The sequence below is a fragment of the Kribbella antibiotica genome (genome assembly GCF_004349055.1).
GTDB lineage: Bacteria > Actinomycetota > Actinomycetes > Propionibacteriales > Kribbellaceae > Kribbella > Kribbella antibiotica.
In genome coordinates, this window is sequence record NZ_SMKX01000012.1 from 36,201 (window position 1) to 56,242 (window position 20,042).

11 protein-coding genes are annotated in these 20,042 nt (G+C 64.4%); 1 reads left to right on the top strand and 10 read right to left on the bottom strand.

Features of this window, described 5'->3' with window-relative positions; genetic code table 11:
- Positions 1–41 precede the first annotated feature (41 nt).
- From E1263_RS06480 to E1263_RS06490, 3 genes are read right to left on the bottom strand one after another with little or no spacing between them, the layout of a single operon-like run.
- On the bottom strand, positions 42–1,214 hold the full coding sequence (locus tag E1263_RS06480) for a zinc-binding dehydrogenase (protein ID WP_132166250.1): 1,173 nt from the start codon (positions 1,212–1,214) through the stop codon (positions 42–44).
- Positions 1,211–2,695, bottom strand: coding sequence for a flavin-containing monooxygenase (locus tag E1263_RS06485; RefSeq protein ID WP_132166251.1), 1,485 nt, complete (start codon positions 2,693–2,695; stop codon positions 1,211–1,213). Before E1263_RS06485 ends, E1263_RS06480 begins: the two co-directional genes overlap by 4 nt.
- Positions 2,692–3,966 (bottom strand): spinster family MFS transporter, encoded by a 1,275-nt coding sequence (locus E1263_RS06490; RefSeq protein ID WP_132166252.1) that lies wholly within the window; start codon positions 3,964–3,966, stop codon positions 2,692–2,694. The genes E1263_RS06485 and E1263_RS06490 overlap by 4 nt, the downstream gene beginning before the upstream one ends.
- Before the next feature lie 170 nt (positions 3,967–4,136).
- Here E1263_RS06490 and E1263_RS06495 point away from each other — a divergent pair, with 170 nt between their 5' ends.
- Positions 4,137–5,339 carry a PucR family transcriptional regulator gene (locus tag E1263_RS06495; RefSeq protein WP_132166253.1) on the top strand — a complete coding sequence of 401 codons (1,203 nt, stop codon included), beginning with the start codon at positions 4,137–4,139 and terminating at the stop codon, positions 5,337–5,339.
- 79 nt (positions 5,340–5,418) lie between these two features.
- On the opposite strand, the gene E1263_RS06500 is transcribed toward E1263_RS06495, so the two are convergent.
- The 7 genes from E1263_RS06500 to E1263_RS06525 form a co-directional block, all read right to left on the bottom strand.
- Positions 5,419–6,213 (bottom strand): SDR family NAD(P)-dependent oxidoreductase, encoded by a 795-nt coding sequence (locus E1263_RS06500; protein WP_202868744.1) that lies wholly within the window; start codon positions 6,211–6,213, stop codon positions 5,419–5,421.
- A gap of 25 nt (positions 6,214–6,238) precedes the next feature.
- On the bottom strand, positions 6,239–12,856 hold the full coding sequence (locus E1263_RS06505) for an SDR family oxidoreductase (RefSeq protein WP_132166254.1): 6,618 nt from the start codon (positions 12,854–12,856) through the stop codon (positions 6,239–6,241).
- The gene (locus E1263_RS06510) at positions 12,853–14,241 is read right to left on the bottom strand and encodes an acyltransferase domain-containing protein (RefSeq protein ID WP_132166255.1); all 1,389 of its coding nucleotides are present in this window, start codon (positions 14,239–14,241) and stop codon (positions 12,853–12,855) included. The genes E1263_RS06505 and E1263_RS06510 overlap by 4 nt, the downstream gene beginning before the upstream one ends.
- A 53-nt stretch (positions 14,242–14,294) precedes the next feature.
- On the bottom strand, positions 14,295–15,476 hold the full coding sequence (locus E1263_RS06515) for a GNAT family N-acetyltransferase (RefSeq protein WP_202868745.1): 1,182 nt from the start codon (positions 15,474–15,476) through the stop codon (positions 14,295–14,297).
- Positions 15,477–16,085: 609 nt separating this feature from the next.
- Positions 16,086–18,167: a chorismate-binding protein gene (locus E1263_RS06520; protein WP_132166256.1), complete on the bottom strand. Its 2,082-nt coding sequence runs from the start codon at positions 18,165–18,167 to the stop codon at positions 16,086–16,088.
- Positions 18,168–18,567: 400 nt separating this feature from the next.
- Positions 18,568–18,699 (bottom strand): hypothetical protein, encoded by a 132-nt coding sequence (locus E1263_RS44030; protein WP_272949647.1) that lies wholly within the window; start codon positions 18,697–18,699, stop codon positions 18,568–18,570.
- Between the two features lie 356 nt (positions 18,700–19,055).
- Complete coding sequence (locus tag E1263_RS06525; RefSeq protein ID WP_202868746.1) at positions 19,056–20,024, bottom strand: class I SAM-dependent methyltransferase; 969 nt, start codon at positions 20,022–20,024, stop codon at positions 19,056–19,058.
- Positions 20,025–20,042 lie beyond the last annotated feature (18 nt).

Here is a 20,042-nt window from a genome sequence, read left to right on the forward strand (position 1 = left end):
TTCTGGAGTAGCTGCAGGCTGCAGGCAGCGAGTGAGCAAGGTCAGCTCTCATCGAGCCCTTCCAGGTGTTGATTGGAAGGATCGATGAGGATCTTGGCGTGTGTCTCGGCCTTCTCCAGTACGGCGAACGCGTCGGCGATGCCTGCGAGTCCGACGTGGCCGGTGACGATTCCGGAGAGATCCACCTTGCCCTCGGCAAGCAAATGCAGAGAGTCCCGGAACTCGAGGGGCGTGTAACCGACGACGAAGCGGAGGTCCAGTTCCTTGTTCACCGCGAGCGACGGCCAGATGGTGTCGGCATCCATGCACACGCCGACCACGACAATCCGCGAATGCAGCGGTACGCCGGCCAGAATTCCGTCGAGCATTCCGGGAAGGCCGACGCACTCGAAGACCACCGGACGTTTCGGCCGCGTCAACCCCAGCTTGTCCAGCAATCGCCAGGTTGCCGACCACGGGACCGGCAGCCGGGCCAGGCTTTCGAGCGCGTCGATGCCCGCGTTGTACTGATCGGGCAACGTGGTCTTGAAACCATGGCCGGTCATCGCATCCCACGGGGATTCAGAGGCCGGATCGACCACGACGTCAGCGCCACAGCCTCTGGCCAGCGCTCGCCGGGCGGCCGAGTAGTCGCTCGCGACGATGGTCCCGATACCACGAGCTTTGAGCGCGGCAATCACCGCAAGCCCCACCGGGCCACAGCCGAGGACAACCGCGACATCCTTGCGCGTCACTTCGCTCCGGTTGACCGCATGCCAGGCAACCGCCAGCGGCTCGGTCAACACAGCAAGATCAGGAGCAAGACCATTCGGTACGGCGAGAGTCAGCGACTCCTGGACCACGACGTACTCGGCGAATCCGCCCGGCGCGTTCGCGGACAACCCGATCCCGTCGACCTGACGACCGCGCCGTACCAGCGGGATCGCCACGACCGGTGTTCCGGTCCGGAACCGGCCCGTGGTCCACGGCCCGTGGTCCACGACCTCGCCATAGATCTCGTGCCCTGGTACGACGCTCTGCTCAGAACGCGCATAGCCGGAGTACCCACACACCTCGAGCACATCAGCCATCTGATCCGCGTGCCGGCGAGCGTGCACATCAGAACCGCAGATGCCACAGCGCTTGACCTCGACGAGCAACTGGCCGGCGCCGGGACGGAGCGCCGGCCAGTCGACTACTTCGATGACGCCGCGCGTCAGACTCGCCGCCCTCATCGGCGGGCAGATTCTGCGGCGGTGGTGAGACGGTAGGCGCCAGGCTTCCAGCGAACCGCTTGACGGCGGAAGCGGAAGGTCCAGTCCGGGTAGATCGTCGCGTTGCGGCCGTTCGCGTCCTGATAGAAGGTTCGGCAGCCGCCGACCGCCCAGACCGTCTTCGCCAGCTTGCGATCGAGCTCGGCGTTGTAGGCATCGTGGACCTGCTGGTCGACCTCGATGGAGGTCGCGCCCGCGAGGTCGAGAGCGCGGATGGCGTCCCGCACGTGCCGGACCTGCGCTTCGATCATGTAGACCATCGAGCTGTGCCCAAGGCCCGAGTTCGGGCCGAGAAGCAGGAAGAAGTTCGGGAACCTGGGCACGGAGACGCCGAGGTAGGCACGCGGTGAGCCTGCCCAGTGGTCAGTCAGCAACTGACCCCCGAGCCCACGGACCTTGTCGGCGAAAGGGATGTCGGTCACATGGAAGCCGGTGCCGAAGATGATCACGTCGACTGGCCGCTCGACACCGTCCGCACCGACCACACTGTGCTCGCGGATCTCCTGCAAGGCATGCGGCACCAGCTCGACGTTCGGCTTCTGCAGCGTCGGGTACCACTCGTTGGACGGGACGATGCGCTTGCAGCCAAGGACAAAGTCCGGTGTGAGCGTACGACGTAAGGCCGGATCGACTACCTGCTTGTCCAGATGCTTGCGAACCACCGTCTGGAGAATCTCCATCAGCTTCGGCTGTTTGGCGAAACCCAGCACCAGTAGCTCTTTGGAGACGTACACCTTGAAGCGCGCCACCTTCTGGAGCAGGGGCCGGGCCCAGAACTTCTCCCTCTCGGCGGCGGTCGTCAGCCGTTTGTCGTGCGGCGTGATCCACGGCGCACTGCGCTGGAAGACGAAGAGCTCTTTCACCTGGTCCGCGATCTGCGGAACGTACTGGATCGCGGAAGCACCAGTGCCGATGGACGCGACCCGTTGTCCGGTCAAGTCGTGACAGTGATCCCAGCGCGCTGAATGCATGACCTTGCCCTGGAACCGATCGATTCCGGGAACATCCGGAAGTTTGGGTTCGGTCAGCGGCCCGACTGCACTGACCAGAACCTGTGCAGTCCAGGGCCCCTGATCAGTAGTAATCCGCCAGAGTTGGCTGTCCTCGTCCCACCGGGCGTCCTGAACCTCGACGCCGGTCCGCAGGTGCGGATGCAGACCGAAGTCATTGACGCAACCCTCCAGGTAGGCACGGATCTCGGCCTGCGGAGAGTACGTCGACGTCCAGTGCGGGTTCGGCGCGAACGAGAACGAGTAAAGGTGCGACGGGACATCGCAGGTGCAGCCCGGATAGGTGTTCGACTGCCACACCCCACCGACCGCGGACTCGCGTTCGAGGATGACGAAGTCCGTGAACTGCGAAGCCAGCAAAGTACGCCCCAGTCCGATCCCCGAGAACCCGCTGCCCACGATCAACACCCGCGCGTGCTGGATGGCCGTCATGCGGTGGTACTCGCAGCGAGCATCGATGCACGGTCGGCCACGACGAAGCGGGCCGCCAGGAGCATGCCGATCGCAGCGACCCCGAAGGCCAGCGGAACGGCGAACATCATGGCTGTCTGCAGCCCGTCGGCGGCGGTCGAACCTGCCGCGAGGGAGTCGGACAGCAGGCCGACGATGATCGGCCCGCCCGCACCGCCAAACAAGTAGCCGACGGCAAACATCATGCCGAGTGCGCCGGAACGCTGCGCCGGCTTGATGACATCGGAGACTACGGGCACGGCCGCCGCCAGGTAGACGATGCCGAACAGGTAACCCAGGCTCAGGAAAAGGACCAGTTGCCAGACCGCGTCCCGGCCGGCAGCGAGCCCGACAAAAGACAGTACGGCGGCACCGGCCAGTGCGACGGCAGCTGCCAGGACACGCGCTGCCGGCGACTTCTTCGCAGCCAGGTCCAACACTCGCCCACCGACCAGCAGACCGATCAAGCCGGTGACGCCGATGACGACGCCACCGATGAGACCCGCATTGACCAGGCCAAGACCGTAGTACCGCTGCAAGACGGGGGTCAGGAACGTGCCGATGGCGTAGGCCGCGAAGTTGTAGCCGGCGAACGCAAGCACCAGACCGTACATCGAGCGGACCTTCGCCAGCGAGCGAACCGAACCCTTCTCCCCCGCTGCCGTAGCTGGGCTCAAATCCGCGGCGCCGCGTGCAGGTTCGCGGATGCCCAGGATGAGATTGGCCACCACGAAGCCCGGCACCGCTGCGATCAGGAACGGCACGCGCCAACTGTCGAACGCGACAGCGAGGGCGCCGGCCGACAGGAAGGCGAGCAGCGTGCCGAGCGGGAAGCCGAGCATGAACAACGACATGGCCCGGGACCGGCGCTCGCTCGGGTAAAGATCCGCGAGCAGCGATCCGGTGGCCGGTGCGTAACTGGACTCGCCCACGCCCACGCCGATCCGGGTGGCGAAGAAGCCCCAGAAGCTGGTCAGCAATCCGCCTGCTGCCGTGAACGCACTCCACGCGACCAAGCCCCAGCCGGCCACGAGCCGGCGCGGGATCCGGTCGGCCAGGCGCCCCAGCGGGATGCCCGCGATCGCTGCCACGAGCACGAACGCCGACGCCAGGATGCCGACCTGGGTGTCGTCGAGGCCGAAATCCTTCTTGATCGGCTCCAGCAGCACCGCCGGCAGCGCCCGGTCGTAGAAGTTGAGCAGGTTCCCGATGAAGAGCAGGCCGAGCACATAGCGGGCCGAAGATCGCGACATGAGAACTCTTTCCTCTTCCTCGCTAGTGAACAATGCCCGGATTAGCCTTGTGAACAAGCCTTCGTTCGAGTATGGGCAGGCGACCAGCACGACGCTACGGAGCTCGCACTAGACTTTGAGCGACTAGTTTGTTGCCCTCTACAAACTTTGCCGAGCTGAAGGCGGAAGCGATGCAGACCGAAGGCCACTCCTGGCCGGTACGGCGCCGCATGCCGGACCTGGCCGCGCTGTCGGAGCCGACCCGCGAGATCGTGCATCAGGCCGTGGTGCGGCTGCGCGCGTCCGGGGATTTCTTCGCGAACCGGTTCCTCGGACTCGTCCGCGATCAGCTTCCGGACTACGGCGTCCTGTCCGACGACGAGATCCGCATCACTGCCCAGCGCTTCATGGACACCCTGATCTCCGAGCTCTCCTCACTGCGGGTGCCGGATGACGCGCTGCGCGAGATGCTCACCGATTTCGCGCTCGAAAGGGCCGCGCAAGGCCTCCCGCTCGACATCCTGGCGATCGGCTACCAGTTGGGATCCCGAGAGATGCTGAACCTGCTGGACGAGGTCGCCGCTGAGGTCGCACTGCCCTCCGACCTGGTCCTCGCGATCCACGACAGCACCTGGGAGTTCTCCAACGAGGCCTCCTCGATCTTCGCCCGGATCCGGCACGACCTCGAACTCGAACGGGCGCGCTTCGACGCCGAGCGCCGTTCAGCATTCGCCGGGGGTGTCCTCAGCGGCGCCTTGCCGGCCGACCAGATCCACTGCGACGCCCAGCTGTTCGGGCTCGATCCCCAGGCTCTGCACACTCCGGTCGCCGCCCGCGCTGCCTCGACCGGCGACGCCGACGCGATTCGCCGCGCAATCGCCGCAACCCTGCGTCTCCCTGCCGACCGGCTCCTGTTCGCCGAGCTAGGGAAAAACCTCGGCGTCATCGCACCCAGCGCCCCTGAATCCCTGACCGGACATTTGGTTGCCCTCGGCCCCGCTCTCCCACTGGACGAACTCCAGCACGGATTCGACGAGGCAGTCCTCGCCCTCAAGACCGCGCAGCGGTTCGGCCTGTCCGGCGTCGTACGACTGTCCGACCTCGGACCACGACCGCTGATCCTCGCCGCCGAGCGCACCGCCACAAGCCTGGCAACCAAGCACCTGCAGGCGCTCGACAGCGCCGGCCGCTCCACCCGCGAAATCGAGGAAACGACCCGGGTCTACCTCGAATGCAATCAACAGGTGGCAGCCACAGCCGAACTACTCGCCGTCCACGAGAACACCGTCCGCTACCGGGTGAGCCGCTTCCATCAGCTGACCGGACTGGATCTCCGTTGCACCGAAGACCTCGTCACAACCTGGTGGCTACTCAACAGACGACACAACACCTGACCAGGCTTGCCGTTCTCAGGTTGTTGTGCCGACGACCAGCCGCAAGGCGAGGCCCTGCGGCTCCGGTACGGAGGCAGACTCATCGCTTCTCGCGCTGTGCCTCGACGAGTGCGGCCAGAGTCCCGCCACCCATTCTGCGCAGGATGCGTGCGGAAAGCTCAGGGAATACGCTGCCGAGCAGGGCGACCGCTTTCACCTCGAGCGGCGCTACGTCGACCTCACCGCTGTTGTGCTCTATGGCGCTGGCCACCGCCTCGGCCACAGCGTCCGGCGAGATGGTGCGCATACCGCGGGGTAGCTGGGCTCCAGAGTCTGCGAACATGCCGACACCGCTGACAAACCCAGGCTGAACGATGGACACGCCCACCCCGGTGCCATGCAGGTCCTGCCGGAGCCCGCCGGCGAAACCGCGCAGCCCGAACTTCGTCGCGCTGTACAGTGCGGACGCCGGCGACGACGACTTACCACTCAGCGAACCGATCAGAACGATGTGCCCGCTGCCCCGGGTGACCATTCCCTGGCTGAATGCCCTGGCGAGGATGATCGGCGCGCGCAGGTTGACCATGAGATGGCGATCGACCTGCTCGAGCGTGTACTCCGGCAGCAGGCCGGAACCGGGCAGAGCCGCATTCCCGATCAGCAGGTCGATCTCTCCGGACTCCGCTATCAATCGGTCCACCTCCACCGGATCGGCCAGGTCCACGACGACAGCGCGAGCAGACAACTCGTCAGCCAGCGGCCTGAGCACATCAGCGTTGCGACCGGTAAGGATCAGCTCGGCGCCGCGCCGGTGCAGCAGTCTGGCGATCACCCCTCCCAGCCCGCCAGTCGCGCCGGTCAGCAGAGTTTTCTTGCCTTGGAACGAATATGGCACCGCGAAACTCCCAACTCCCCCAGTATCAACCGGACAGTTTTCCCAGCTCGTCAGCGATCACGTCGACCGCTGTTCGGATCTGCTTCTCCGTGTGGGTCGAGCAAACGAAGAACCGAACGCGCTCCTGGCCGGGAGTGGTGGCTGGAGCGACCATGGGGTTGGCGTCGATTCCCCGTTTCTGTAGACGATCGGCCAGCAGTATCGTCTTCTCCTCGTCACCGACAATGCACGGAATCACCGCCGAGTTATTGCTCAGCCCGGTGTTCAGGCCCGCGTATTTGGCCAAGTCGAGGAAGAGTTTGGCGTTGCGTTGAAGGCGGTGCACGCGCTCTGGCTCGTCTTTCAGGATCCTGAGCGAGGCCAGCGCAGCGGCGGCAACACCTGCCGGTAGCGAGGCGCTGAACTGGAAACCTAACGCGTTCCATTTCAGGAACTGCGCCATTTCGGAAGTGCCGGCGACGTAGCCACCGAAACTGGCGAATGCCTTGGACAAGGTACCGCTCCAGATTTCCACCTCGGACCGCTCGATGCCGAAATGTTCCGCTACCCCACGGCCGGTCTGTCCGACGACCCCCATGCTGTGAGCTTCATCGATCATGACCATCGCGTCATGTTTGCGCTTCACTGCTATCAGTGCGGGCAGATCTACCAGATCGCCGTCAACGCTGTAGACGCCCTCCACGACGATGAGGACCCGGCGGTACCGCTCGCGGAATCGTGTCAACTGCCCGTCCAGGGCAGTCATGTCGTTGTGTGGGAAGGATCGTACGGTCGCGCCGGAGAGCTTCGCGCCTTGCATGATGCTGATGTGCGCGAGGGAGTCATGAACGATCAGGTCTTGCTCGCCCACGACAGTGTCGATCACCGCGACGTTGCAAAGGAAGCCACCAGCGATCGTTACCGCCGCTTCTGCGCCCAGAAACTCGGCTAGTTCGCGTTCGAATTGCACCAGTGGTGGCCGGTCTGCCAGCGGCCTGCTCGCAGACACCGAAGTTCCATAGGTGTCGACCGCAGACTTGGCCGCGTCCGCGACGACTCGATGACCGGACAGACTCAGGTAGTTGTAGCTGGAGAATGCCACCAGGTCCCGGCCGGCGATGCGGGTAGTGTCAGCGGCGATTCCGTCGTGTACGACGAAGTACGGCACCGGCACCCCCAGCGATTCCAAGCGCGAGAGCCGCTTCGCCGAGGACACGGACTCGTCGAAGAGTTCCACAGTTGAGCGTGGACTACGATCCCGCAAGTACCCGCCCTGCCCGGATCGCATTCCGCCAGTTGAGGTACCAGGTGTGGTCTCCACATCGGCATACTGGATTACCTGTGCCTCATAGGCCTCCAAACGAACCAGAACCTCGCCGCCATCGGTGACCGCCATAGCGGTCTTGCCGCGCAACCGATCGGCGCTGACATCGAGGAGCGGCGCATCGGCCACCATTGTCACCCCTGCACCGTCCCGTCCGAGTGCCACGTCGTTGCGGTCTGTGAACAGATCGAGCCGGGCTATCCGGCTGGGCACGCTGATCGGCTGCCGACCGTCTGCCACCATCATCAGGCTCGCCGTCTGGAGCAGAGCATCAAGCATGATCGACGGCAGAACGAGATCGGGCAGCAGCCGCGCGATGCCCACGCCATCCAGGCGAAGCCGCGACCGCGTCTGGCCGGCCTCGTACCCTTCGGCCTCGATCGAGGCAAAGATTCCGGACAGCTGAACTGCGGAGTCCTGGAATCGACTCGGGCCGGGCAGCGGGATCTGATCATTCGCCGACTGCAATCGAAGGTTGATGGACGCCAGCGGCTCCGCCCGCATCAGCACTGTCAGGTCAGCGAGTTCCTGATCGGCGATCAGTACCCGGCCATCGGGGGCTGTGATGTCTTGGCAGATCGAAACCCGCACACTCGACTCGCTGCCCTCCGGCGACAGCAAGGTGGCCTTGATCTTCTTTCGCTGCAAGCCTTTGTCTCGGAAGACCCGAATGAAGCGATGAAGTACGACGTCTCGGAAGCCGACCGGACGCAGTTGAGGTACCAGCAGACAGGCGGCCTCAGCGGCGAGCTCGAGCGTCAGCGTCGCGGGCAGCGTGGGGTGACCGGAGACCAGGTGGTTGTTCAGGTAGCTGTCCCGGTCGAGGTCGAAGTCGCGATAGGCGGTCAGGCTGGCGCGGCTGACTACTGCTTCGTCGATGAGGAACGTCGCCGGACGCCTGAGGGTGCCATTCAGTTGCCGCGACTTCCCTACCGGAAGTTGCGGATCCGGATTCGTCATCACCGTATTCGTTGGCTCCGGCTGCGAGACCTCGGTGAGGAACTTCGCGACACCGTCTCGTGTGGAGATAGGTGTCCACCCTTCCCGTTGAGCAAATTCTTGGATGATTGGCCCGGCCGCGAAGCCGGCTTCACCCCATATTCCGAAGCCGATGGTCGACTCATGCCCTCCGTGGCCAGCAGCATGCGCGGCGGCCGTCCGGAGGAAGTCATTGGCCGCGCTGTAAGCCGAACCTCCGGACAGTCCGGTGAACCCACCGATCGATCCGACGTTGATCCACCGATGAGGCTGGTTGTCTCCGAAAGCGTTCTTCAGGTTGAAGTAGCCACGGACTTTCGCGTCTCGAATCTCCCGGAAGCCGTCGAGGCTGTCCTTCTGCAGTGCGACAAACCGCATGGTTCCTGCGGTGTGGAGAAGCAGATCGACTCCGTCCGCCTCGCCCAGTACTTGCGAGACAACCTGCCGGACCTGATCTCGGTCACGCAGGTCGCAGCGCAGGTAGGCAACTCGTTCCGATCCACTATGACGACCCAGTTCAGACAGGGTCGCGCGGATCGCGGCAACCCGGCCAAACTGCTCGAACTCACTTGCCGCGACACCCGGCGACACGCGATCGGGATCTGCCGTACGTCTGAGGATGTATTGGTGGCGGTCCAGCGGAGCAGGGCCGCCCGGATCTGGCAGTTCGGTCGACCCCAAGATGTAGATCCGAGGCCCCGCTGTGCGGGCAAGCCCTTTGAGCATCTCTGCCCCGATGCCGTAGCCGCCACCCGCCGCGAGAACGACCGAATCGCGATGCAGCGGGACGGCGGCAAGCTCTGGCGGTGTAGGGCGCAGCACTTCGACGAACCGCGTACCGCCGGCGAAATACACGGCGGGGAGCCCGTGATGGGTCGTCGACTCAGCCTCGACATCCGGCCAGGCAGTGGCGAGGCCGGACGCGTCATGTGCCACGACCAGCATCCGCACTGAAGGCAGGTCCAGTTCCAGTGACTTGAGAGCGCCAGTGAACAGGCCGGTCAGGGCCCCCGGAACGCCGTCCGGGGACATACCACCGAGCAGCACGACAATGAGATCGGCGACTCTCCTCGTCGCGCAGGCACGAGCGACGAGGAAGAGCGCATCGTGTGCGGCCAGCACAGTGTCGATGTCGTTACCCAGTTGGTCCACGATGATGCGCACATGATGAATATCCGCTCGCCCAATGACGGTCGAGAGGTCGGTCTCAAGGCCCGGACGAGCCCGGCCGGCATCCAGAACGGTTGTGCCCGTGGGCAGGCCCCGACCGGCCAGAAGTTCCACGTCATTGGTGAGTACAAGCGTGTTCGGCGGGATCAACTGCTGCAACGGCCTGACCTGCACGGCGGGCTGTGGTTCCAGTATGTTGACCCAGCGATCCTGGACCGGCCGGGGAGAGGCGAGCGCGTTCAGTGCCCATGGCCCATCGGCCGGCAGCGGTTCCCCCGGCTCGAGCACAGCCAGCACCGGAATCCCCTGTTCGCGGGCAGAGGACTCTCTGGTGATCGCGAACACGACCGCGCTCTCGGTCTGGTCGTCTATCTGGGCTGCCTGCACTCGCTTCACCCAAGAAGGCAGCAGGTTGCCATTGACAGCGCCGACGAGAGCGATGTCCAAGTCGGCAGAGACGAGGTAGCTCGCGGCAACATCGAGCGCTTCCGCCAGAGAGTTCGCGCCGTCGTCGACCGCGACGCTCAGCCCACGGAGGTTGAAGTAGTTGGTGACTCTCGACGCGATAACGTTTGCCATCTCGCTCGGCATTGTGTCTTCGTTGGGTGCTGGGTGCAGGGGGTCGATCCATTCAGTCAGCCGCTTCGAGAACTTGTCAGCGTCGATATCGTGTTCTCGCAGGGACCGCAATATTCTGTCCTGATAGCACCGAACCGAGCTCAGAATGTTGTTGCGCAGGAGGCCGTGGTGTCCGACAACGACGCCCGCCTTCTCGTGCTGCTCCTGGCACAGTCGCAGTATCTGGTCGTCGAGCCTGAGCACGCAGTCCAACATCAGGAGTTGCGCCCGGTCCATCCTCTTCGCGGCGGCGCCGGGAATGCGCCAACCCGACACCTCGGGCACGCCACTGGATTCCGCCCAGCCCACGATCGCGAGCCTTTCCGGAGCACGTGCCGGTTTCGGGGCATACCGGACATGTGGCAGATACTCCTGTACCACGATGTGCGCGTTCGTCCCACCGAATCCCATGCTCGACACAGCGCCCACCCTGCCCTTGCCGGCACGTCGTCGCCACGAAACCGGCTCGGTCGGCACCGCGAGATCCGACTTCTCCTGTGCGTCGAATTCCGCATTCTCCTCGCGCAGACGGTATTGCGGCGGAATGGTGCCGTGGCCCATTGCCAGCAGGAGATGGATCATCGAGGTGACTCCGGCTGCCCAGCCAGGATGTCCAATCAGGGATTTGTTCGAGGTCACCCAGACTCGTTTGCCGGTGGAGTAGGCCTTCCTGAGGGCGGCGATCTCAGTCTTGTCTCCGGCTCTGGTTCCAGTAGCGTGCGCTACGACGAGTTCGACATCATCAGGCCGCACATCCGACTCCTGGAACGCGCGACGAAGGGCGAGTAGTTGTCCCTCTTCCGCAGGTGCGTAGATCGCTTTGCCTCGCCCATCTGTGGAAAGGCCGACGCCCGCGATCACGCCGTGTATCTGATCGCCGTCCGCCAAGGCTTTCGACAGTCGCTTGAGTACCACCACGCCGGCGGCTTCGGAGAACAGCACCCCGTCCGCGGCGCTGTCCAGAGACCGCACGGCACCGGTGGCCGACAACCCACCGAGCTTGCTGAACAGCACGGCCGATGGGGCGGTATATCCTTCCATCCCACCACACACCGCGATGTCGGCGCGGCCTGAACGAAGGTCGCGGATGCCGAGATCCAGTGCGTACAGCGCGGATGCGCAAGCGGTATCCACCAACCGCACCTTGGTGTCCGCGGGCAGAATGCCCCGCATCGCCTCTTCCACCAGCGCGCGAGGCAAGTAGCTACGCGATCGGCCGTCTCCATCGTGCCCGAACTCGCTCGTTACCACCTTCCGGATACGTTCGGCCTCGGCCTCGTCGAACTCTCCGAGCTCACCGAAGTCGAGCGCCTGCAACAGTGCGTCCGTTGCCGAGGAGTCCGTGAGGAACTGGCTGGTATTGGCCGCATAGCCCAGGCAAAGCACCGTCCGATCGCCGGTGGCCGTCACCGTCTTCTCCAACGCCTGGTAAAGGCAGTGCCGTAACCACAAAGTGAGTGGATCAGCACCCGTATCGCCGGCCAAGGGCTCCTGCTCGAGTCGCGAGTCCGGGGTGAAATCAGTGATGAACCCGGCCTTGCTCTGATAGGTCTTGTCGACGGCGGCCGGGTCCGCCGAGGTCACATCGTCCGCGTGCCAGCGATCGGCGGGTGGCAGTACGAAGAGTTCACGGCCCTCGTTGAGCAGCGTCCAGAATTCGTCGGGCGTGCTGGCCCCTGGTACGGCAAGTCCCATGGAGACGATCGCGATGGGATCTCCGTGCTCTTGCTGGTCGTCCTCGCCCAGCACCGTGACCGCTTCTTCGGCCTCTGCCTGGCGACTTGACGCAGCACGCCGATAGGTCCCGTCAGGCAGGGAGGCGCCACCATCGGCCAGTAGTGTCTGACCAGTGATCCACGCCGACTCCGGCGAGACGAGCAGGGCGACCACGTTTGCCAGATCCTGTGGCTTCCCGAGTCCTCCCAGTGGAGTGTTCGCGAGCGCAGCATCGCGTAGTTTCCTGGGATCGGGAAAGAGGTCGATGGTCGCGTTGTCGATCACACCAGCCGACGCAGTATTTACCCGGATGTTGTCCTTGCCGAGTTCTACGGCCAGGTACTTGGTGGCGACCTCCAGACCCGCCTTCGCGACGGCGACCATCAAGTACCCTTCCGCCACCCGGGTCGTCCCGATCGCGGACACGTTCACGACAGCTCCACCGCCTGAAGCCACCAGCAGCGGACGAGCTGCCTGGACACACCACAACGCGCCTTTGAGGTTAACGTCCAACGACCGCTGCAGCGCGTCGGCAGTGACGTCCTCCAATGCCCCGAAGGCGCCGGCTGCGGCGTTGTTCACCAGGATGTCCAAGCGCCCATGGTCGTCGGCCACCCGATCGAACATTCTCTGCACCTGCTCCTGCACAGCCACTGAACCGCGCAGTACATGCACGTCCATCCCGTCGCCGCGCATGCTCGCCACCATGTCCTTCGCAGCATGGTAAGAGTGGAAACAATTGACGAACACCGTCGCTCCCTGGCCTGCGAGCGTCCGGACTATCGCACTGCCGACGCTGCCCGCTCCCCCGGTAACAACCGCGATCTTTCCCGAAAGCTTTCCATTCGGCGAGTTCACGGGGCGCTTCCTGCGCCGCCGTGCACGAACTCGGCAACCTTGCCGATGGTGTCAAGGGCCATCAAATCGACGCGGTCGGACGCCACGTCGATCCTGAACTGCTCGCCTACCTTGGCCATCAACTCCACTTGCTTGATCGAGTCGACACCGAGATCGGCCTCCAGCCGCGCATCGGCAGTGAGCACATCTTCTGGGTAGTCCAGCGCTTCTGCATACAAGGTTCGCAAGGAAGCAAGGACATCGTCTTGGGAAAGTCCTCCGGCGACTGCGGCGGGCGCAGGTTTGCCGATGCCTTCTGGCGGCTCGGCCTGGGCGTGCTCGCCCACGATGGAGACAGCGGCCGGGGGCAGGCTTGGCTCGGTGAAGGGGTTCGTTCCGGCTGGACCCGCTGTCAGCGGATCGGCTGTGTCACCTAGGAGGTAGCGAATGGTCGCGGCGAAACTGGCGTCAGTCGCCGCCTCTGCCAGTGGTGACAGCGACATCACCTCGGGATAACTCGACCGAACCAGCGTCGTCAGCGCCTTCGCTCCGCCGATCTCGACAAAGACTCGCGCACCGGCGTCGTGCAGCTGCTCTACGGCTTGCCTGAAACGAACAGGAGTGACCAGGTGCTGGCCCAGCAGCCTCGCCAGGTCATCCTCGTCGCGGTAGTACCGGCCGAGGATCGCGGAGAACACGGGTCGCTGGAGCGGTGACGACGCACAGCCGGCGATCCTGGCCGTGAAGTCCAGGGAGGCGGCCGCCAGCATCGGGTTGTGAAAAGGGTAGGGAGAACGAACTGGGGCACTTCCGATACGCACTGCTTGTGCCAGGTCGCCAACCAAATCCACATCCGCCCGCGGGCCCGACACCACAACCTGCTCAGGGCCGTTGTCCGCGGCCAGGGTGATCATCGGCCGCTTGAGGAACGTGAGCAACTCCTGAGCTCGTTCGCGGTTGCACGCCAGCGCCAGCATCAGCCCGGCGGGAACACCGGCATTGCGAAGCGCGGCGCTACGATGACAGACGATTCCTGCGCCAGTCTCCAGGCTGAAAGCGCCGGCACAGACAAGCGCTGCGATCTCACCGAAGCTGTGACCAACCAACACCGTCAACCGTACGCCCGACTGCTCCAAAAGCCGGAACACCGCGATCGATTGACCAAAAATTGCCAGCTGGAGCAAGTCAGCATGGTCGGCCACCATGTCCTTGAGGGCAGGGGGACTATCGGCGAAGATCACCGAGGTCAGTTTGTGGCCACAAGAGGTGGCGGCTACTTCGTCTATCTCCGCAAAAACCTTGGTGACGATCGGATCCCCCGACAGCCAAAGCGATCTCAGCTTATCCGGCTGATAAGAGCCCTGGCCTGGAACGAGACCTACCTGAACTTCCTTGATGACCGACATGTTTGACGTCTCCCCACTGGTGCGGCTACAACCCTGGTTGTTGACCGGATGTATCAGCTCGGGTCGGATCCGGGGTCTGGTGTCATGGCTCGTTCGTACAGGCGATGGGTGCGGAAGAGGACGCCTCCACAGGCCTCGACGGTGCGATTGGCGGGTTCGTTGTCCTCGAGTACCCACGACATTTCGGTCTCGGTGTAGCCGAGCTGAAACGCGGCCCGTTGGGTTTCAGCGAACAAGGCTGCAGCGAGGCCACGGCTGCGGTGTGCCTTCTTGATGCCGCTCGTGATAGCGCGGGTCCGGTTGATCCGGCGAGACGCTCTACTGAGCTTGATCAACCCGATGGGCAAGCCGAAGCGAGTGAGCCTGCCGTGGATGACACCGAGCGCCTGGTTGGCGTCGGGGAGCCAAAGAGTGAAGGCGATGGGTTCGCCATCGATCTCGACGAACTGGAGAAGCTCGGGCTTGATCAGTGGCTTCAGGCCCCCGATGACGTGCGTGAACTCGCGATCGGTCATCGGGACCGCCGCGTAGTTCTCTGCCCATGCGTCGTTGTAAATATCCTTGACCGCGGCCATGTCGGCGTCGTAGCGGGCCGGGTCGAGCGCGCGGACGCAGACGTCAGGGGCAGCGAGGCTGCGATCGGCCGACTGGCGGATCCGGGCAACTGGCTCGCCGTCGGCGGGCATCGGAATCCGCCAGGACAGTAGGTCCTTGGCCTTGCCGAACCCGCACTCGACAAGGAGTTTCGGGTAGTACGCGGGGTTGTACGGCATGAGAATGCTGGGCGGACCGTCGAAGCCGTCGACAAGCAATCCACATTCGTCATTGGTGGAGAAACTGAGCGGGCCGAGCATCTTCGTCAGGCCCCGTACATCCAGCCAGCCGGCGACCGCGTCGAAGAGAGCAGCCGCGGCCTCGCTGTCGTCGAGGCATTCGAAGAGGCCGAACTGCCCGCATGCAGGGTCATGCCGCTCGGTGTATCGAGAGTCGATGACAGCGGCGATCCGGCCCACAATCGCGCTCCCCCGTCGCGCGAGGAAGAGCTGGACCGTGCCCACGTCGAAGAACGGATTGCGGCGCGGGTCCAGGAAGGCGCGTTGTTCGCGCTCCAGCGGAGCGACCCAGAACGGATGATCGCGATAGACCGTGTACGGGAACCGGATGAAAGCAGTGAGGTCCGCCCGGCCACGAACCGGGGTAGCGAGAACAGCAGACTGGTGGGTGACGGCGGTCATACAGATCATCACCTAGTTCGGAGGATCGAAGGTCTGTCGCCTGCCGGTTCTAGCTTGCGCCACGGGTTGGCGACTGCACGACGACGGTGGCTATCACGGTGTAGAGCCATCACCGATCCCTGATCGACAAGCGCACAGCACTCCAGCACCAGCGGATTTCAGGGGAATAGCGTCAGGGCCGCGAGTCGGAGCAGAAGGGCCGGCGACACGCGACTCGCACCCGGTATGCGTAGACGAGGACTGCCGTACAACAGACGTTAATCGCGATCACCATGATCGGGAACCAACCGATTTCAGATCCCAGGTATAGATACCGTCAATGTCCAGAGCGGAACCGGTCCGGTCTATCACCGCCCGGACGCCCCCCCCCGATCCGGCATTGTCCTGATCGGTCATGCGGCACAGCTCCAGCACGGCGCGCCGGTCAGGACGCTCGATCCCTGTTCCACCGCCTCTCCCTGCATGGCGAGCGCGCACTCGACCTGCCCCAAGCGGAACTGTGAGGGGTGCCGGCCGAACTCGCAGCCGTCAACGCCGCTCCAGGTCAGCGAGGTGCAGCAGCGGACGCTTTAACTGCAGGTCGCCGCTGAGCGGAGTCACCGGAGTGCATCACGGACGTGCGACCTGCTCGCCGCCGATAGAGGAGAGCGGGGTCTCGGACGGGTTCTCCCCTGTGGAGCGAGAACCTGCTGCGTGTGTTCTGCCCGCGACCCACTCGGGTAAGAGAGCGTCGAGAGCTGTCTTGCTCTTGAGGATCATCTCGTCGTACTCGGCCGCCGGCTCGGAACCGAGGACGATGGCGCCGCCCGCGCCGATCGACAGCGTGCCACTCTCGAGGACTGCGGTACGGATGACGACGCTCAGGGTCGCGGCCCCGGTCAGGCTGAAGTAGCCGAGGCAACCTGAGTAGGCCCGACGCGGGCCGTTCTCCAAGTCCTCGATGATCGACATGGTACGGACCTTCGGTGCACCAGTCATGGATCCAGGCGGGAAACACGCTCGCACGACGTCCGTCGCCCCAGCGGGGGGATCGATCCTGCCGGTGACCTCGGTGATCATCTGGTGGACCGTGGCATACGACTCGATTTCCATCAGGCGCGGCACATCGATCGTGCCGGGCGTGCACACGACAGCGAGGTCATTGCGTAGGAGGTCAGCGATCATGAGGTTCTCTGCGAGGATCTTGTCGTCGGTGCGCATGCGCTGCACCTGCTCCGCATCCGCAGGGTCATTGTCGAGTCGTCGAACTGTGCCCTTCATTGGGCGGGCCGAGACGACCCCGTCCGTCCGGATCCGCAGGAACTGCTCTGGTGAGGCTGAGAACACCTCGACTCCCGGGATCCTGATGTAGGCGCCATAAGGCACCGGGTTGAGCGCCCGGAGCCTGCGGTAGTACTCCTGGGATGGACCGGCGAATCTGGCGTTGAGCGTCGTCGTCAGACAGACCTCGTAGGTCTCGCCCGCCTCGAGTAGGTCCATGCAGGTCCCGATGGCGCCGAGGTAGTCCGACCGCGAGATACCGAGGAAGTCCTCCGCGGGTGCGTCCCACCGTTCGACCGGCGCGGTGCGCTGCGATCTCGCCGCGACGGCCCTGAGGTCGCGAAGGACGTCGCGTGCCCAGCGCACCGCTGAGGTGTCGTCGGCGTCCTGCGGCACCAGCGCGACTGCCCAGACACGTTTGTCGAGCCGGTCGATTGCCACGAATCGGTCCACCGACATCCAAGTGCTCGTCGGGCGTTTCCGAGGCGCGACGTCGTTGTCCTCGTATTCCGTGAAGCCCACGTATCCGCCGCAGAAGTCGAAAGGTAGGTCGACCGGGTGCACCGTCCGATCTGCGAGTGACTCAGCGAGGACGTCGAAGCTTGGTCGCCCAGAGCCGTTCGGGATAGGGGCGCCGGCGCCGAGATAGCTGAACCGGTTGAGTTCGCCCGGCTCTCCGCCGGAGTCGAGGAGGAAGGCATGGTCGCTCTCCAGGAAGAGCTCGGCGAATGCTTCCTCTGCGTCGACGACGAGTTCGGCTCTCTCCGTGACCGCTCTCAAGACGATCGCCGGCTGGCACGCCGCTGCCGGGGTTGTCGACGCCGCCTCGATCGATACGTGTTCGCGCCGCCGCCGGTCGCCGCGTCGCGCGATCGCCCCGAAGTTCTCCAAGAGCTGCGCGCCGTACTCGCTGCAGATCGACTCAGGGTGGAACTGGACGCCCCACCACGGCTCGATCGTGTCCTTGAGCGCCATCACGGTGCCGTCCGCGCCGTGAGCCAGCACCGCGACACGGTCTGGGACCTCGGTTACGTGCAGCGAGTGGTACCGGACTGCACGAAACCGTTCCGGGATGTCGCGGAAGAACTCGTCGCCGTAGTGGACCACCTCGTCGATATACCCGTGCCGCGGCGCCGGCGAACGGCGCACCGCGGCGCCAGCCGCGACGGCTATGAGCTGGTGCCCGAGGCAGACGCCTAGGACCGGGAGACCCTGCCGCAGCACGTGGGGGCTGAGGCCGACGTCCGCGGCGACATGAGGTGAACCCGGGCCAGGCGACAGAACGACAGCATCGAAGAACGACAGATCGCCTTCGAGCGCCCTGCGGTCGTCGTTCCTCACGACCACCGGGCGTTCCCCGTAGACGGTGTAGATGAGCTCGGCGAGATTGTAAGTGTAGGAGTCGTAGTGGTCGACCAGTAACGTACGCACGGCTCTCCGTCTCGGTTGGGTGCTTGTTCCATGTTTCAGCGAAGGACGGTGTCACCGAGACGCACGGCAGCAACGTTGGAGCGGACATCGTGGACTCGTACAAGATCTGCGCCCAGGACCGGCGCCAGGGCCGTGAATGCCGCGGTCAGCGGGTCGCGAGCGTTGTCAGAGCACAGCCTGGGTAGCCGCAACAGCTACGGCGACAGCCCTCTCATGCGTGCCATCACTGGTGCGCACCTCGATCGGCCGCGCACCTGCTCGCACGGCCCGCGCCGCACTCCCGGTCAACACCTCGGAGATCGCCGGCCACGGAGTATCTGACCACCCGATCGGCTCGGCAAAGGTCGACTGCGCAGTCGACCGGGTAGCGGCTCGAAAGACCCAAACAGAACGTCTACCCTTACGTCACCGCTGGATTTCCAGCAGTGCCGTAGCGTCCGGAGTTCACGGTCTGGGCAGATACGTTCGAATCCACTTCACCGAGTCGTTCAATGACCTCGATAATCGCGCGATCTTCTTCACTGACCTCCATACGCTCAGTAGACGCATTTCAAATGCATGCCACATAAGCTATAACACAGGCGGCGCCGCGACCTACGCCGCAGAATATTATCCATCCAATACTACGGAGCACCACAGAAGGACCACGGCATTTGCTCCGCCAGGTATCAATTTGGCCATCACGCTGGTACTTGTGCACACCCGTTCTCCGCCTCGGCCATTCGTCGGGCTGCGAAGACTGATGGCGCGCCGGGGTGGGGTGGCGGAGGGCCATCATCCCGACGGAGAAGGAAGCCATGGCGATCCGGATCCAGCGGTACCCGAGGAGAACGATTCGGCTCAGGTCCGCGACTGCTGTTCTCGCATACCACGTAGGGATCGAACAGATTACTGCCGGGGACGACGGCCCCTTGCGCTGATCAGCGGGTACGAGTTGACGACGAACGCTGGATCCTCCAGCAGGGCCCAGAATTGCTCCAGTTCCCGTGGCCCGATCCCGGCTTCCGCTAGTTGTCCGGCCACCTGCTCGACATTGGCGCGATGGAACTGAATCCCCTCACCGCCTCCCTGCCAGGCCTCGGCGTACGTCGTCGCAGCCACCTCCTCGAGCCCCGCCCGCATCATCGCCCCCAGAACCTGGCGCCCCCAGACCGGCTCGGCCCCAGCCTGTTCCAACAGCCTCAGCACAGTTGCGTGCACCCGCTCGAAAAGGGCGGACGCCACCTCGTCACTCGCGGCGAGAACAGGAGTCCACGAACTGTCGAACTCCTCCAGCACCAGCCATCCACCCGGCTTCAACATCTTCACCAACCGGTCGAGCACGTGCAATCGCTCGGGCAAGTGCAGCAGCACCAGTCGGGCGTGGACAAGATCGAAGCCGTCGCCCGGCGCGGGATCCCGAACGATGTCGTGCCGGAGCAATCGCACAGTCGCCGGCCGCGGCCGGGTCGCAGCCCATCGCGGCTCGAGGTCCGTAACCGTGACCTCTCCGCCCGGGGCCACGCGCTCACCCATCCAACAGGCCAACGAACCGCCACCGCCACCGACCTCCAGGCACCGCCACCCCGGACCAAGCCCGGTCAGGCCCAGTTGACCCTGAGAAAAAAGGTCATAGCGCGACTCCAGCACCGCAAAGCGCTCCACCGTCTGGTCCGCCGTGTTATCGAACAAATAGGGCATACCTACAACCCTCGCCGCAAGATGAATGTCCGGCGACCTGTTCGACACTGCTTCGCCCGACTCGTGTCGTCCGTGCTCATTTGAGCCTCCATTCCAAAGAGGACGGTCCGCCCCTTTACCTGAGCAGCGGTGACCTTCGGTGGGTTCGCGCATGCTCTGCGTCGTGGCGTCGATCACACCACCACGATTCACCCC

Coding starts and splice junctions, on each gene's coding strand:
- E1263_RS06480 (WP_132166250.1), bottom strand. CDS start 1,214: ATGAGGGCGGCGAGTCTGACGCGCGGCGTCATCGAAGTAGTCGACTGG.
- E1263_RS06485 (WP_132166251.1), bottom strand. CDS start 2,695: ATGACGGCCATCCAGCACGCGCGGGTGTTGATCGTGGGCAGCGGGTTC.
- E1263_RS06490 (WP_132166252.1), bottom strand. CDS start 3,966: ATGTCGCGATCTTCGGCCCGCTATGTGCTCGGCCTGCTCTTCATCGGG.
- E1263_RS06495 (WP_132166253.1), top strand. CDS start 4,137: ATGCAGACCGAAGGCCACTCCTGGCCGGTACGGCGCCGCATGCCGGAC.
- E1263_RS06510 (WP_132166255.1), bottom strand. CDS start 14,241: ATGTCGGTCATCAAGGAAGTTCAGGTAGGTCTCGTTCCAGGCCAGGGC.
- E1263_RS06515 (WP_202868745.1), bottom strand. CDS start 15,476: ATGACCGCCGTCACCCACCAGTCTGCTGTTCTCGCTACCCCGGTTCGT.
- E1263_RS44030 (WP_272949647.1), bottom strand. CDS start 18,699: ATGGAGGTCAGTGAAGAAGATCGCGCGATTATCGAGGTCATTGAACGA.